The 14,261-nt window shown below is 51.8% G+C and carries 12 protein-coding genes; 3 read left to right on the forward strand and 9 right to left on the reverse strand.

The features are described from left to right. Positions 1-15: 15 nt before the first annotated feature. On the reverse strand, positions 16-1,074 hold the full coding sequence (locus F456_RS0108670) for an arsenic resistance protein (protein WP_018976623.1): 1,059 nt from the start codon (positions 1,072-1,074) through the stop codon (positions 16-18). A gap of 392 nt (positions 1,075-1,466) precedes the next feature. Between F456_RS0108670 and F456_RS0108680 the strand changes: the two genes are divergently transcribed. After that, the gene (locus F456_RS0108680; protein ID WP_018976625.1) at positions 1,467-2,219 is read left to right on the forward strand and encodes a DeoR/GlpR family DNA-binding transcription regulator; all 753 of its coding nucleotides are present in this window, start codon (positions 1,467-1,469) and stop codon (positions 2,217-2,219) included. Between the two features lie 280 nt (positions 2,220-2,499). On the opposite strand, the gene fba is transcribed toward F456_RS0108680, so the two are convergent. The 6 genes from fba to iolA form a co-directional block, all read right to left on the reverse strand. Continuing rightward, on the reverse strand, positions 2,500-3,396 hold the full coding sequence (fba, locus tag F456_RS0108685) for a class II fructose-1,6-bisphosphate aldolase (RefSeq protein ID WP_018976626.1): 897 nt from the start codon (positions 3,394-3,396) through the stop codon (positions 2,500-2,502). A 33-nt stretch (positions 3,397-3,429) separates the two neighbouring features. Further along, positions 3,430-4,296, reverse strand: a complete 867-nt coding sequence (locus tag F456_RS0108690) for a sugar phosphate isomerase/epimerase family protein (RefSeq protein WP_018976627.1) — start codon at positions 4,294-4,296, stop codon at positions 3,430-3,432. Between the two features lie 47 nt (positions 4,297-4,343). Next, positions 4,344-6,257, reverse strand: a complete 1,914-nt coding sequence (gene iolD, locus F456_RS0108695) for a 3D-(3,5/4)-trihydroxycyclohexane-1,2-dione acylhydrolase (decyclizing) (protein WP_018976628.1) — start codon at positions 6,255-6,257, stop codon at positions 4,344-4,346. Between the two features lie 82 nt (positions 6,258-6,339). Continuing rightward, a complete protein-coding gene (gene iolC, locus F456_RS0108700; RefSeq protein ID WP_018976629.1) occupies positions 6,340-7,326 on the reverse strand; it encodes a 5-dehydro-2-deoxygluconokinase in 987 nt (328 codons plus the stop codon). A 42-nt stretch (positions 7,327-7,368) separates the two neighbouring features. Beyond that, entirely contained in the window at positions 7,369-8,187 is an 819-nt protein-coding gene (gene iolB, locus F456_RS0108705) for a 5-deoxy-glucuronate isomerase (RefSeq protein WP_018976630.1), read from the reverse strand. Between the two features lie 113 nt (positions 8,188-8,300). Beyond that, entirely contained in the window at positions 8,301-9,764 is a 1,464-nt protein-coding gene (gene iolA, locus F456_RS0108710; protein ID WP_026293754.1) for a methylmalonate-semialdehyde dehydrogenase, read from the reverse strand. A gap of 392 nt (positions 9,765-10,156) precedes the next feature. Between iolA and F456_RS0108715 the strand changes: the two genes are divergently transcribed. After that, the gene (locus F456_RS0108715) at positions 10,157-10,906 is read left to right on the forward strand and encodes a DeoR/GlpR family DNA-binding transcription regulator (RefSeq protein ID WP_018976632.1); all 750 of its coding nucleotides are present in this window, start codon (positions 10,157-10,159) and stop codon (positions 10,904-10,906) included. Positions 10,907-11,069: 163 nt separating this feature from the next. Then, positions 11,070-11,459, forward strand: a complete 390-nt coding sequence (locus F456_RS0108720) for a tautomerase family protein (protein ID WP_018976633.1) — start codon at positions 11,070-11,072, stop codon at positions 11,457-11,459. A 776-nt stretch (positions 11,460-12,235) separates the two neighbouring features. Here the strand turns inward: F456_RS0108720 and iolI are convergent. Continuing rightward, positions 12,236-13,084 carry a 2-keto-myo-inositol isomerase gene (iolI, locus tag F456_RS0108730; RefSeq protein WP_018976635.1) on the reverse strand — a complete coding sequence of 283 codons (849 nt, stop codon included), beginning with the start codon at positions 13,082-13,084 and terminating at the stop codon, positions 12,236-12,238. Between the two features lie 138 nt (positions 13,085-13,222). Further along, positions 13,223-14,257, reverse strand: a complete 1,035-nt coding sequence (gene iolG, locus F456_RS0108735; protein WP_018976636.1) for a bifunctional inositol 2-dehydrogenase/D-chiro-inositol 1-dehydrogenase — start codon at positions 14,255-14,257, stop codon at positions 13,223-13,225. Positions 14,258-14,261: the final 4 nt, after the last annotated feature.

Below are 14,261 nucleotides of genomic sequence, written 5' to 3' on the forward strand. Positions count from 1 at the left end.
TACTTTCACTTCTGCCTATACCTCTACAGCCCTCTCTTTGCCTTTTGTTCCGCCTGCCTGTACCGTGTCTCGCCAAATTAGTCCCGGCACGGCACGGACATAGATCAGCTCGCCGATCAATTCCATGATTGTTTGAGCAACAATTACGGCTGCTGCAGCGGCCGCCGCTTCCCTTGGCAGCGCCAGTGCCAGCGGCAGCACGACCAGCGAGTTCCGGGTAAACGCGCTGAAGATCAGCGCGCGGCCGCTGCCGGCATCCAGCCGCAGCAGCCTGCCAATCAGCCGCGAGAGGAGCGGCATAATCAGCAGAAACAGCGCGTACAGCGGCAGAACGCGCAGCACTGGACCGGGATCGGCTGCAATCCGGCTGATTTGCGAGGCCGTAACGGCAATCAGTACCAGCGCCATGAATGGCACAGGAAGCCAGGCCGCCGCAGCCAGCAGGCGGGTTCCGGTGCCGTTTTTCCGTGTCTTCGACACACTGTCTGCTGATCTACGCATCGACCTCTCCCACTTTGCCCACAGCTGTGTCAGCACCGCTGCAGCCAGCGGCAGCGCAATCAGCATCAGGAACGCTTCCACGAACGGTTCAACTTTTACAAGTTCTGCAGCTTCTTCTCCGGCGAACAGACGCAGATACAGCGGCAGAAGCAGCATCTGCAGCACAAACAGCAGCGGTGTCGCTGCGGTGATCGCCTTCTCATCGCCTCTACCGAGGGCAGTAAAGACGATGACGTAGTCGATACACGGTGTCAGCAGCACGAGACAGACGCCGATCAGAGCCGCTCCCGATTGCGGCAGCAGCACAAGCAGCCCCCATACGACAAGCGGCACACAAACAAAGTTCGTCAGCAGTAGGGCCGCGACAAACCGTCTGTTCGCCAGCGCTTCACGCAGCTGCAGAAACGGGATCATCGTGAACATCCCATACAGCAGCACGGCCAGCAGCGGCGAAATTAACCATTCCATACTGCGGCCAAACGGCTCACTGACCAGCCCCGCCGCTATCCCAATTGCCAGTGCCACAGCGTATACGGCAATCTGGTGCCGCTCCAACCATTCTTTCTTCTTCATTTTCATATGCCGCCTTTTCCGCAAATTCCGATAAGCTCTTGGCTTTATCTCTTAATCGATCAGTTTACGGTAAGCTTCGCCGGACGGATCGTTATAAATCAGCATAAACATATTTTCTCCTCCTGTCGAAAGCAGACAAGCAAAATCCACTTCATTCTGGTTACTCTACCTTCCTTTTCATCAAACTTCCAAAATAACGCTTTATTCCTTCAACGGGTTCACGCATAGTTACCCAACACTTGTCTAACTATTTATCTTTAGTTTGCCGCTTTTTCAGCTGAATTAGTAATGAATTTGCACAATTCTCTTTTGATTTTCCGGTTTTCCGTATAGAATAGGAGGAAACGAACTTTATCAACATTTCACAAAATCCCTTCGTAGGAGACACATAAATGATCAAATCACAGCGCATCAACCAAATAAAGGAATACGTTTTCGAGCATGAATCCGTCTCGTTGGAGGAATTGGTTGAACATTTCGATGTATCAATGAATACGATCCGGCGCGACGTCAAGGATCTGGTCGACTCCGGCGTTCTGCGCAAGGTGTACGGAGGCGTCTCAGTCAATCATTCCACACTGGTCGTGTTCGATGAACGCAAAGACCGCAACTTGACCAAGAAACAGGAGATTGGCCGGCTGGCGGCACAGTTTGTAGAAGACGGAGATGTAATCTTTGTCGATTCCGGTACCACAACACTCGAGCTCCTTCCTTATATCAATCAAAAGCAGCTGACCGTCGTCACCAACAACTTTGATTTTATTCACCAAGCCAAATCATATCCCGGTCTAACCATCTTCTCGACAGGCGGCATGTTCGAACGCAAAACAGATTCTTTCGTCGGCTTCCAGAGCATCGAATTGTTGAAAAAATATAACATTAACAAAGCGTTTGTCGCTTCAACCGGCATCTCGCTGACCAACGGTGTAACCAACTCTTCCCCATTGGAGACGGATCTCAAAAGCACCGTGGTACAAAAAAGCTTGAATGTCTTCCTTATGATCGACGACAGCAAATTCGACAAATATGCTCTGACCACTTACTGCTCGCTGAGCGACATCGATTATCTCATTACTAATAGTGTACCGAACGATTCGTACATGCAGTATGCCCAGGAAAATAATGTGAAGATCGTCACGCCTTGAGCACAAGAAGTACACGGGAGGATCTAACATAAGAACTCTAGGATAGAAATTTAGAATAAACCTATACATTAATAGAAAGACAAATACAGAGAACAAAAAAGAGACCTCTATATGAAGGGCAGTTCCCTTCGTATAGAGGTCTCTCTTCTGCAGCAGCCCGGCTAAAGCGGCACAGCCAATTGAACCTGGCTGTGTGTTGGAAGACCCGCCATAAGGATAAATGTCCACTAACCGTTCATCTACTATGGCTGCACACTTGCCCCTTTCAACTGCTCATCTACTACGACTGCACACCATATCCTTCTAACTGCTCCACCGCCTGCCCGGCACGTCCGCTCGAACGAAATTCCTGAATCTTCTCCCGTACAGCCTGACGGATCGCTTCTCTGGCCGGTGTCAGAATCTTGCGCGGTTCTGTCGTTTCCGCATCTTCAGCAAGCGTGCGGCGCAGCTGCTCGGACCAGACGGTTACGCATTCCGTATTGATGTTGACCTTCGCATGACCAAGATCGATTGCCCGGTGCAGCTGATGGGTCGGAATACCCGATGCTCCATGCAGCACCAGCGGCACTCCGATCGCCCGCGAGATGGCTTCCATTTCTACAAAGCCAAGCTTCGGTTCACCGACGTACTTGCCGTGCACAGAGCCAAGCGCGGCGGCCAGCGCATCGATGCCGGTCTCTTCGACGATTCGTACACACTCGCCGAGATCCGCATACGAGATGCCGCCGATCAGCCCGTCTTCCATCCCGCCGACAGTACCGACTTCCGCTTCAACCGAAACGCCATGGGCGGCGGCATATTCGACGACCCGTTTCGTATCGCGGATGTTGATCTCGATAGGGTCGTGCGAGCCGTCATACATGACGGATGTGAAGCCGGCATCGATCGCTTTGAAGCAGCTCTCCACAGTCTTGCCGTGATCCAGATGAAGCGCTACAGGTACGGTAATCCCTTTTTCCTCCACCAGTGTTCGAACCATATTGGCCGTAAGGCGATAACCGCCGAGGAAGTCGATCAGGCGATCCGATGCCGCGACGATAACCGGAGCGTTCTCTTGCTGCGCCCCGTCCAGAATCGCATGCACCCAGGACAACCCGTTTACGTTAAACTGACCGACGGCATACTGCTCCCGCTTGGCCCGCTGCAGCATCTCTTTCATGGATACCAGAGTCATGCTCTACACCTCCGCTCGTCAGGCAGGCCTGTTCTACGCCAGCCCGAGGCCTTCCTTCATTTTTCTCAGCGTAATCTCGTTGGACCAATCCACCTTGTCGCCGTAAGCGAATACCGCGTTAGTGGCAATGCCGTCGAACTTCATTTCGCGCAGTTTGCGGAACAGCGTATCGAAATCGACATCACCCTCGCCGATGTTCAAATGCTGGTGCACCGTAACCTGGGCATCAGGCGGATTCACAATGTAACGAAGTCCGTAGGCGGCTTTGTGATTGAACGTATCGGCAAACAGTACATGATCAAGCAGGTCGCCGGCTTCGTCCAGCATCTTGGCAATATCGCCGACTCCATCGTCGTAGAAAAATGTATGCGCCACAGAGTAGACCAGCTTGATCCAGTCTCGGTCCAGTGCCCGGATCATATTGATCGCTCCCGTATTCGTCTCGATAAAGTCGTACGGATGCGCCTGCAAATTCAGACGGATGCCTTCGCGCTCGAACACCGGGATCAGCTCGTCCATCGATTTGACAAACTTCTCTTCGCAAATGAGCGGCTCATACTTGGATCCGCTGAATTCGCTGTTCATCAGGTCCACATCCAGCTCAACGGCAATCTCGATCGCCCGTTTCCAGTTACGAACGGCTGCTTGGCGGCGGTCCTCGTCCGGCCCTGCCCAGTTGTACAGCGGCAGCAGCGAAGAGAATTCCAGCCCGGCTTCGCTCATCCATTTCTTAACCTGCTTGATCTTGTGCTTGTCCACTTTCGGATATTCGTAGAACCAGCAGAAATCTTCACGCGGTGACAGTTCGATGTATTTGTAGCCCAAGTCGGCGACTTTGAAAATCATTTCCTCCAAGGAATGCGAATGGCGAAGATGAGACGGATCGTAAGCCAGTTTCATGATTTTCCTCCTAAAAAAGTGGGGTTGGTTGGGGGCTAAGACTTCGTTTAATACTTCTTCGCCGACTCCAATTTCTTCGCACGGCGTTCATAAGCCTGACGCACGCTCTCGCTTTCGGATACTTCGGCGACGCCAACGTTCCACCAGCCATCGTAGCCATCGCTCATTGTTTTCGGCAGTACCTTCATCTCGATCAGAGTCGAGACGGTCTGCTTTTTGGCATCTTCGATGGCGGCTTTCACTTCTTCCGCGGTGTTTGCCCGGTATACTTTGGCGCCGTAGCCTTCCGCCACCTTGGCATAGTCGATATTCATAACCGCACCTTCATGGTTGCGGAATTCGCAGTGGAAGCTGCCGCTGCCGTTCTCCATCTGCAGATTGTTGATACAGCCGAAGCCGGAGTTGTCGAACAGCATGATATTGATCTTGTTACCGGTCTGAATGGCCGTGACCAGCTCGGAGTGCAGCATCAGGAAACTGCCGTCGCCGACGATGCTGTACACTTCGCTGCTTGGCTTGGCAAGCCGGATCCCGAGGGCGCCCGATACTTCGTAGCCCATGCAGGAATAGCCGTATTCCAGATGGTAAGTGTTCGGCACTTCGGCATTCCACAGCCGCTGCAGATCGCCGGGAAGCGAACCCGCCGATGAAACGACAATGCTGTCTTTGTCGACCGCTTCGTTGATTGCGATCAGAGCGGCGGTCTGCGCGAATTCCGTGCCAAGCGCGTCGGCGTATTCGTTCAGGATCTCCTGCGAGAATTGATGCTTAACTTCCGGATCGAATCCGGAACGCTTGAACGTTACGCTGCCCAGTCGGTCGCGTTCAGCGTCCCAAGCGGACTTCAGTTCGGAAATCCGCGATCCGAACTCCGTCTTGTAACCGTTCAGCCGTTCATGCAGCGCAGCAATTGTCAGCTTGGCGTCGGCCACGACCGGCATACCTTCCAGCTTATAAGTCTGCATCCGGCTGACGTTGATATTCAGGAAGCGGGTCTTGTCGAAGTCGAACGCTGTTTTCGACGAAGTCGTAAAGTCAGTATAACGGGTACCGATACCGATGATCAGATCGGCTTCGCGCGCTGCCGCGTTGGCGGCCGACGTACCCAGAATCCCCGTGCCGCCCAGATGATTGGCAAATGTGTACTCCACCGTAGATTTGCCGGCATGAGTCTCGACAAGCGGAATATCGTACTGCTGTGAGAAAGCGATCAATTCTTCGCGGGCATCGGAATATTTGGCGCCGCCGCCGACGAGAAGCAGCGGTTTCTTGCTTGCACGGATCAGCTCTGCCGCAGCATCCAATTCGCGTTCGCTAGGCTGCATTCGGTCCATATAATGAACGCGCTTACGGAAAAATCCTTCGTCGTAATCAAACGCTTCGCCTTCGGTATCCTGACAAATACAGATTGTCGCCGGACCGCTGCGGGCCGGATCGGTCAGCACCTCGAACGCTCTGAGCAGACTGCTCATCAGCTGCTCGGGACGGGTGATCCGATCCCAATAGCGGGATACCGGCTTCAGTGCATCATTGGTTGTGATGGCGAAGCTGTGCTCCTGCTCGAACTGCTGGAGCACGGGATCGGGCTGGCGTGTAGCGAACGTATCGGCAGGCAGCAGCAGTACCGGCAGATTGTTTGCCAGCGCCGTAGCCGCCGCCGTCACAAGGTTGGCGGAGCCCGGTCCGGAGGAAGCGGTGACCGCGTAGATGCTGCGGCGCAGCTTTTCTTTTGAATAGGCGATCGCCGCATGGGCCATGCCCTGCTCGTTCTTGCCCTGGAAGACTTTCAAATGTCCGGGATCTTGTTCAAGTGCTTGGCCGATCCCCAGCACGTTGCCGTGTCCGAATACGGTAAAGATTCCTTCGACAAACGGCGTTTCCACCCCATCCACCGAAATATACTGTTGGTTCAGAAATTTGATCAGCGCCTGCGCTGTCGTCAGTCGGATTGTTTGGCCCATGTGCATATCCACCTTTGGTTGAAGTAAGACGCCGCCCGCGCCATAACGCGCGGGCCGCGCAGTGTACCGCCGAACCCGCCTTTTAAGAATGAAGAACGGGCTGTTTGGCGATCAAATCTTCGATTTCATCAACGCCCGGCATGGCGTCGGAGGAGCTGTGCCGGCTGACGACGATCGAAGCCGAAGCGCTGCCGTATTTAAGCGCAGTCTCCAGATCTTTGCCTTGAACCAGTGCGTACAGGAAAGCCGATGCATAGGAATCGCCGGCACCGAACGTTTTGAGTACGTTCGTTTTGTAGGCGTGCGCCCGGAACGTCTGACCGTCTTTCGTATAAGCGTAAGAGCCTTCGACACCATGCTTAATTACGACCGTTTGCGCAGAGTGCGAGAAGAGATAATTGATTGTTCGATCGTTGGATCCGCCTTCCGCATTTTCCATCATGTCGTATTCGTCGCGGGTACCGATGACGATATCGGACTGCTCCGCCACGAGCGCGTAATACACGGACGTCTCTTCCGCCGTTTTCCATGTATAAGGACGATAATCAAGCTCGAACACGACTTTGACAGCATTCTTTTTAGCCAACTGCACCGCTTTAAGTACCGCTTCGCGCGAAGGACTCTGCGCCAGCGCCGTACCGGATACGATCAGCATACCGGCCCGTTTAATGTAATCCTCGTGTACTTCGTCGGGTCTTAGATACAGATCCGCTACATTGTCCCGGTACATTAGGATGCTGCATTCTTCCGGACTTTTGATCTCGGTAAAAGCAAGCCCCGTCTTATGTCCTTCCGTATCGACAACCATACCCGAAACGTCGATACCGGCCTTCTCCATATAATTTCGGATGAAGCGGCCGTGCTGGTCGTCCGCAAGCTTGCCGATAAAGCCTGCTTTCAGCCCCAGCTTGGCGGAACCGATCGCAATATTCGCGGGCGAACCGCCTACATATTTGGTAAACGACATCGTCTCTTCCATCGGCCGGTTGTACTCCGTCGCATTCAAGTCGATACAGGCCCTGCCGATCGCGATCAAGTCGAACTTTCCGCTATTTGCCGCACTGCTCATGTCTTCACAGCTCCTTTGGCGTTATGGATACATATCGTCAGATTATTGTCGATCCAGAATCCATTCGTGATCCGGATCGTTATGGAATTTCCAGACCCGCGTTGGCCCGGCCATGACATTCAGATAGTAAGAAGTGTAACCGTCGGGAACGCCCACCGGATGATAACCGACCGGTACGATAACGACATCTCCGTGCTCGACTGCCATCGTCTCGTCCAGACTGCGGTCGTCGGTGTAGACGCGCTGGAACAGGAAGCCCTGCTGCGGATCGATCTCGTGATAATAGGTTTCTTCCAGGAACGACTCATGCGGCATATTGTCCTGATCATGTTTGTGCGGCGGATAGCTGGAGAAATTCCCGCCTTCCGTATACACTTCGACAACGAGCAGACTGCTGGCCGTCGGATCGGAATCCGGTAAAATGTTGTGCACGGTGCGCCGATTCTGGTACTTGCCGCGCTGCTCGGTACCTACTTCCTCAGCTTTGATCAGCTTGGTCGGGAGCGAAGTCAGAGACGGCGAATAGCAGAGCGCTGCCCGGGCTTTCGTTACGCCTTCAATACGAAAACTTTTGCCGCCGGAGACAAATACGCTGTCTGTCGGTACACGCTCGAATACGCTCTCTCGGGTTCCGATTCCTTCAAAAGAATGCTCGCCCTCGGTTACCGTTATGCTGCCGGTAAGAGCGACGATGCAGCATTCGTCGCCTTCCAGCGTCTCTTCGTAACTTGCTTCCGGTTCCAATTCGATTAGACGGAATTCTACATACTGCAGACGAGAATCTCGTTTTAGAATTTCCTGGACGATCTTCGCTTCTCCTCGCTGCTCATTCAGCGGCTTGCGCTGCAAATGACTGACCACAATTATTCCTCCTTTTACCTGCATCACCCGGTCGCGAGCTTCACCGCTTCGGTATGCAGGTTTCCTGCATCATTCCTCCGGTCGCGTGCTATGCCGCTTCGGTATGCAGGTTTTTATTCAAATTTAGGTTCGGTGTAGCGGGCGGTTACGACCTTTTTACGGGTATAGAAGTCGACGCTGTCTTTGCCGTTCGCATGCAGGGTGCCGTAGAACGATGCTTTCCAACCGGAGAACGGGAAGAAAGCCATCGGAGCAGGTACACCCAAATTGATGCCGAGCATACCGGCGTCAATATTTTCACGGAAGTAGCGAATCGCGTGTGCGTTGCCGCTGAACAGGCACGCGCCGTTGGCGAACTCCGATTTGTTGGCGATCTCGATCGCTTCTTTTAAGTTTTTGACCCGAATAACCGACAATACCGGTGCGAAAATCTCATCTTTCCAGATCGTCATCTCCGGCGTGACTTCTTCGAAGATCGTCGGACCGATAAAGTAGCCGTCGTCGGACATTCTCTCGCGGCCGTCAGTAAGCAGCTTTGCTCCTTCTTCGATTCCCTTTTCGATATAGGAAAGGGTGCGCTGCTTGTTCTCCTCACGAATGACCGGACCAAGGAACACGCCGTCATCCAGCCCGTTACCCATCTTCACGCCGAGAGTCTTCTCTTTCAGCTTAGCGATAAACTCGTCCGCAATGCCTTCTTCAACCGTCACGACCGCACACGCCATGCAGCGCTCGCCCGCCGAACCGAATGCTGCCGATACGACATTGGTGATTGTGTCTTCGAGATTTGCATCGTTCAGTACGATTGTATGGTTTTTCGCACCTGTCAGTGCCTGGACTCTTTTGAGGTTTTCGCTGCCTTTTTTGTATACGTATTCGCCGACCGGCTTGGAGCCGACAAACGAGATCGCTTTGATTTCCGGATGTTCCAGAACGCCGTTCACGACATCATGCGCACCGTATACGATATTGAATACACCATCCGGCAGGCCTGCTTCCGTGAACAGTTCCGCCAGTTTTTCAGTCAGCAGCGGTGTCCGTTCGGATGGCTTCAGGATAAACGAGTTGCCAAGAGAAATGGCCATCGGGAACATCCAGCACGGCACCATCATCGGGAAGTTGAATGGAGCGATACCGCCTACGACACCGATCGGGTAGCGATAATTTGCCGCTTCGACGTCTGTTGCGATGGAAGCGAGCGAGTCGCCCATCATCAGGGAAGGCGTACCGGCCGCAAACTCGACGTTTTCAATACCGCGCTGTACTTCGCCGGAAGCTTCACTGAGACTCTTGCCGTTCTCGATCGTAATCAGGCGGGCCAGCTCATCTTTGTGTTTGGTGAGCAGCTGCTGATAGTTGAACAAAATGCGGGCGCGCCGCGGAACGGCAACCTTCTTCCACTTCTCATATGCCGCCTGTGCCACTTCGGCCGCATACTCAACGTCTTCACGGGTCGACAGCGGCACTTGGCAGATCAACTCTTTTGTAGCCGGATTGTAAACGTCTTCATATTGAGTTGTATGGCTTTCTACCCATTTACCGCCGATATAGTTTTTCAACTTTCTTACAGTGGTCATAGTGGACATATTCGGTCTCCTCTCACAGTCGCTCCCGACGCAGCCTGCTCGCCGAAGTCGCTGTCACGTTTGATCATATTTTGGTTATGTTTTTATGATATATAAACAAAACATACTCGTCAACCCCAAATGAACAGATAAAATGATCATTTTTATTAAATTTGACTGAAAATAACTTGTGAAAGGGCTAAGAATTAATCATAACTTTTTCAGATAAAGCTTTTTATTTCTTTTCTCAACCAATTTGAATCCGTTGTTATTTTATACAAACTCCCTTTTCTTCTTTTATGAAATCTAAAAAATGATCGTGTTCTGGTTATTTTTAATTAACTATTGATTAACTTTTGGATATCAATTATAATTTTGCGTATCAAACCTACAGGAGAATGCCTATGAAAGCCAGACGACTCCAGGATATTGAAGAATATATTCACACCCGTAAAAATGTGACGCTGGATGAGCTGTGTTTGACATTCGACGTTTCTAAAAACACGATCCGCCGCGATATTAACCAGATCCTGCAGAAAGGCTCGATCGAAAAGGTATACGGAGGCGTTGTGTCTGCCACGGAACTGGTTCCTTTTGAAAATCGCAATATCAAACACCAAGATGAGAAGGCGGAAATTGGGCGCTTGGCTGCCGGGTACGTCGAAGAAAACGATTTGATTTTTATCGATTCCGGAACGACAACCTGCAATATGATTGATTTTCTCGACCCGGATAAACATCTGACTATTTTGACGAACAGTCTTGATGTCATCAACGGGGCGGCCGGTATGCCAAATGTGGATCTGCTGGTTCTGGGCAGCACGTACAAACGCAAGACGCGCTCATTCGTCGGTGTCGATGACGTGCGAGCGCTGGAGAAATACAATGTGAACAAAGCTTTTATGTCCGCAACCGGTGTCAGTCTTGTGCATGGTCTAACCAATTCTGACCTGCTGGAATACGAGATTAAGAAATCAATCGCCGGACGGGCGGAGAAGCTGTTTCTGCTGGCAGACGCTAGTAAGTTCGGCCGCTCGACACTGCTGACCTATGCTTCTTTCCCCGATATTAATGTGCTGGTCACGTCTCGGGAGCTGCCGGAAGAGTATCTGCAAGCCTGCCGGACAAATGGGATTTTGCTGCGGCAGGTATAGGCAGGAAACGGTCTGCATCCGCTGGTGCAGATGTAAGCAGGAGAACGATCTGTATTTACTGCGAGCTGACACGAGATGATACGATCCGCTTCGATCCTGTTGACCGCGATTGATTGCTATTCAATTTATTTCAGCCTACATCTAAAATCAGGAGGAAACTGCCATGCCATTATTGCGTTTTGACGTTCGTGAGGGACGCAGTCCCGAAGAGTTGAAGAAGCTGCTGGACGCTGCCCATGAAGCGATGGTAGAAGCCTTCGATGTTCCCGCTTCCGACCGCTATCAGATTGTGCATCAGCATCCGGCTCATGAGCTGATCATCGAAGACACCGGTCTCGGCTACCCGCGAACCCGGGACATCGTGATCATCAGTGTCGTCAGCAAGACCCGCACTCCAGAGCAAAAAAAGCGTCTGTATGCGCTTCTCGCCCAGCGGCTCGAACAGGACTGCGGCATCGCCCCGACCGACCTGATGGTCTCGATTGTTGAGAACGGCGAGGCGGATTGGAGCTTCGGATTAGGGAAAGCTCAGTTTCTTGAGGGATTGCTGTAAGGAAAAAAAGTAAGAAGTGATACCGTAATGAGAATAGTTGCTGTAGTTGGAAGAGTGTCTGTAGTAAGAAGTGATACTTCAGTCAGAAGTGCTACTATATTAATAAGTAACTTAAAAGAGATGTCGTCTGCTTATCAAGCAAGCGGCATCTCTTTTTGATGAGGGAAGGCATGCAGAGAAGACGTGCAGTGAGAGTGCAGCGGGAAACCGCTAACGGATCGCCTAAAGCGAAAGTATCGGTTCAGGTTCAGGCTCAGGTTCAGGTTCAGGTTCAGGTTCAGGTTCAGGTTGAAATAAGTGCACCCATACACCTATTTTGAATCAAAAAGCGTTTTTCAAACAAATAAGTGCTCAGATACACTTAAATGAAAGGTTTGAACGTGTTTTCTCTTTAGTTGCTCAAAATAGATGTACTCCTGCACTTATTTGCTCATTTACGTACGAGTTGCCGCAAATAGCTGCAGCAGCGCACTTATTTTTCAAAGCTCAAGTCGATCCGTAATTTGCGTATACCCTACCCTGTAACCTGACATACACAAAAACAGCCCGCTAACGAATACAAGATCCGTCAGCGGGCTGAAACTTTTAAAATACTTTTACGAAAACAACACAGGGATCAAATACCGGATTACGCAAAACCATCTCAGTCCGAGCAGCCTCATTCTAGGAAGTCTTATTCTAAGAAGCTTCATTCTAAAAAGCCTCAGTCCGAGTAATCTTAGTCAGCACAAACTCCGCAGAGCAGCTTCAGTTCGTACTGTCCCAGATTATCCTGTTCAGGTAAGTGCCTTCGCCGGGTAATGCTTCGACACCACTTCGAGCGTCGTTTCCTTGGATTTGCGGATTACTTCTTCTGCTTCCAGCTCGTAATATTCCGGACGGAACAGTTCAACGGAGACGGCATCGTCATAACCTTTGCCATGCAGCGTAGATAGGAGGTAATCCAGATCGATCGCTCCTTGTCCCGGCCATACGCGGTCTTCGTCGGTCAGCAGGCCAATCTGGAAGTCTTCCGTATCGTCGATATGCAGGATGAAGATTTTGGACCCGTCTGCGCGTTCCAGATCCTCTCTCTTCGATCCCATCGCATGGAAATGGAAGCAGTCCAGCACCAGACCGACGTTGTCCCGGTTTACTTCTTCGACAATGTCATAAGCTTCGCCAAACGTATTGATCGTACACTGAGGATGACCGACAAACTCAACCGCAATCCCGATTCCGTAAGGCTTTGCAATATCCGACAATTCGCGCAGTACACGGACGCTGCTGGAACGGATCTCCGAGCGCGTAATTTTCTCTTCGGTTACAAGCGGTACGGCGACGACATAGCGGACGCCGAGTTTCGATCCCCACTCCATCATCTGCTTAAATTCTTCAATAATTTTCGTATATTCTTCTTCACTGCGATTGTTGAAAAAGACCAGCGCATTGAATGCCAGCGGCTTGATATGATGCGATTCAAAATAGGACGCCAGATCTTCGATCGAATGGTTCTCCAAATATTCCGGCAGCTTGTCCATCGTCCGAATCTCGATATAGTCATAGCCGTGTTTTTCGCACAACTCCAGATCTTTGACCAGATTCGAGTTGTTCAGTGTCGTCGCCTGGTTGAAGCATAATTTCATCGTCATTCCCGCCTTTTCGTTAAAGTAGGATCGCTCACTTGAAAACACTTCTTCAAAAGCTCTTCGTATGCCGGATTTAGGTTTTGCATTTAATCGGGCTTGTACTGGTTAGGTCTACCGCCAAAGCGGAAGCCAGGCTTATGCCTGGCTCAACGTCCGTTCCTCATACAACGCCGGTTTTTCGCCCAGCTCGATCTCTTCTCGTCCGCCGCTCTCCTGCGCCTTGACGCAGGCATCCGCTGTAACCGCTGCGATGTAGCCGTCCCATGAAGTCGGTCCCTGCGGCTCTTTACCGCTGCCTACCGCATTGATGAAGTCTTGAATTTCCCGATCATAGGCATCGATAAAGCGGTCTTTCCAGTCCATCAGTACGCTTGTACCTTGCACCGCTTCCTTGCGGAATGTAATGCTGGACGGCTCAGGCAGCTTGACGATGCCTTCTTCTCCGATTACTTCGCACTGGATATCATAACCGTAGCGGCAGTTGACGAAGATCTCGGCCGTAATCAGAATGCCGCCATGAGTCTCCAGCGTCACAACCTGCGGATCACGCAGATGGCTGGACGCGTTGCGGGACTTTTTCGGATAAGTAACCTGAACGGACTTATAGTCGTCGTTCACCAGCCAGTGCAGAACGTCGATCTCGTGAATCAGCGTATCTGTGATCGCCATATCCGTCGTATAGCCTTCGCCCACTTCAGGATTGCGGTGCGCGCAGCGGATCATCAGCGGCTCGCCGATAAAGCGCTCGTCGATCGCACGTTTGAGCTGCATATATCCACTGTCGTAGCGGCGCATGAAGCCGACTTGTACGAGACGCTTGCCGTGCTTGATCTCCGCGTCCACAATCCGGCGGCAGCCTTCGGCCGTCGTAGCGAGCGGTTTTTCGCAAAATACATATTTCCCTGCTTCGATCGCGGCCAATACACTCTGCTCGTGCGCCGGTCCCCAGCTTGTTACCAGAACCGCGTCGACATTCCCCTCTGCCAGCAGCGTTTTGTCATCCGGGAAGACGGCTGCTTCCAATCCGAAGTTTTCTACAACCGCCTTGGCGGCCTCTTGATTCACATCGGTAACTGCCGTGATTCGTCCTCCCGACAGATTGCAGGTAATACGCCGAATATGTTCCCGTCCGATAGCTCCCGTACCGATTACTCCGATATTAAGTGTCATAGGT

It is taken from the genome of Saccharibacillus kuerlensis DSM 22868 (assembly GCF_000378145.1).
GTDB classification, from domain to species: Bacteria; Bacillota; Bacilli; order Paenibacillales; family Paenibacillaceae; genus Saccharibacillus; species Saccharibacillus kuerlensis.

Excerpts from the sequence above, each read along its gene's own strand:
- F456_RS0108670 (WP_018976623.1), bottom strand. The coding sequence starts at position 1,074 with ATGAAGAAGAAAGAATGGTTGGAGCGGCACCAGATTGCCGTATACGCT.
- F456_RS0108680 (WP_018976625.1), top strand. The coding sequence starts at position 1,467 with ATGATCAAATCACAGCGCATCAACCAAATAAAGGAATACGTTTTCGAG.
- fba (WP_018976626.1), bottom strand. The coding sequence starts at position 3,396 with ATGACTCTGGTATCCATGAAAGAGATGCTGCAGCGGGCCAAGCGGGAG.
- F456_RS0108690 (WP_018976627.1), bottom strand. The coding sequence starts at position 4,296 with ATGAAACTGGCTTACGATCCGTCTCATCTTCGCCATTCGCATTCCTTG.
- iolD (WP_018976628.1), bottom strand. The coding sequence starts at position 6,257 with ATGGGCCAAACAATCCGACTGACGACAGCGCAGGCGCTGATCAAATTT.
- iolC (WP_018976629.1), bottom strand. The coding sequence starts at position 7,326 with ATGAGCAGTGCGGCAAATAGCGGAAAGTTCGACTTGATCGCGATCGGC.
- iolA (WP_026293754.1), bottom strand. The coding sequence starts at position 9,764 with ATGACCACTGTAAGAAAGTTGAAAAACTATATCGGCGGTAAATGGGTA.
- F456_RS0108715 (WP_018976632.1), top strand. The coding sequence starts at position 10,157 with ATGAAAGCCAGACGACTCCAGGATATTGAAGAATATATTCACACCCGT.
- F456_RS0108720 (WP_018976633.1), top strand. The coding sequence starts at position 11,070 with ATGCCATTATTGCGTTTTGACGTTCGTGAGGGACGCAGTCCCGAAGAG.
- iolI (WP_018976635.1), bottom strand. The coding sequence starts at position 13,084 with ATGAAATTATGCTTCAACCAGGCGACGACACTGAACAACTCGAATCTG.
- iolG (WP_018976636.1), bottom strand. The coding sequence starts at position 14,257 with ATGACACTTAATATCGGAGTAATCGGTACGGGAGCTATCGGACGGGAA.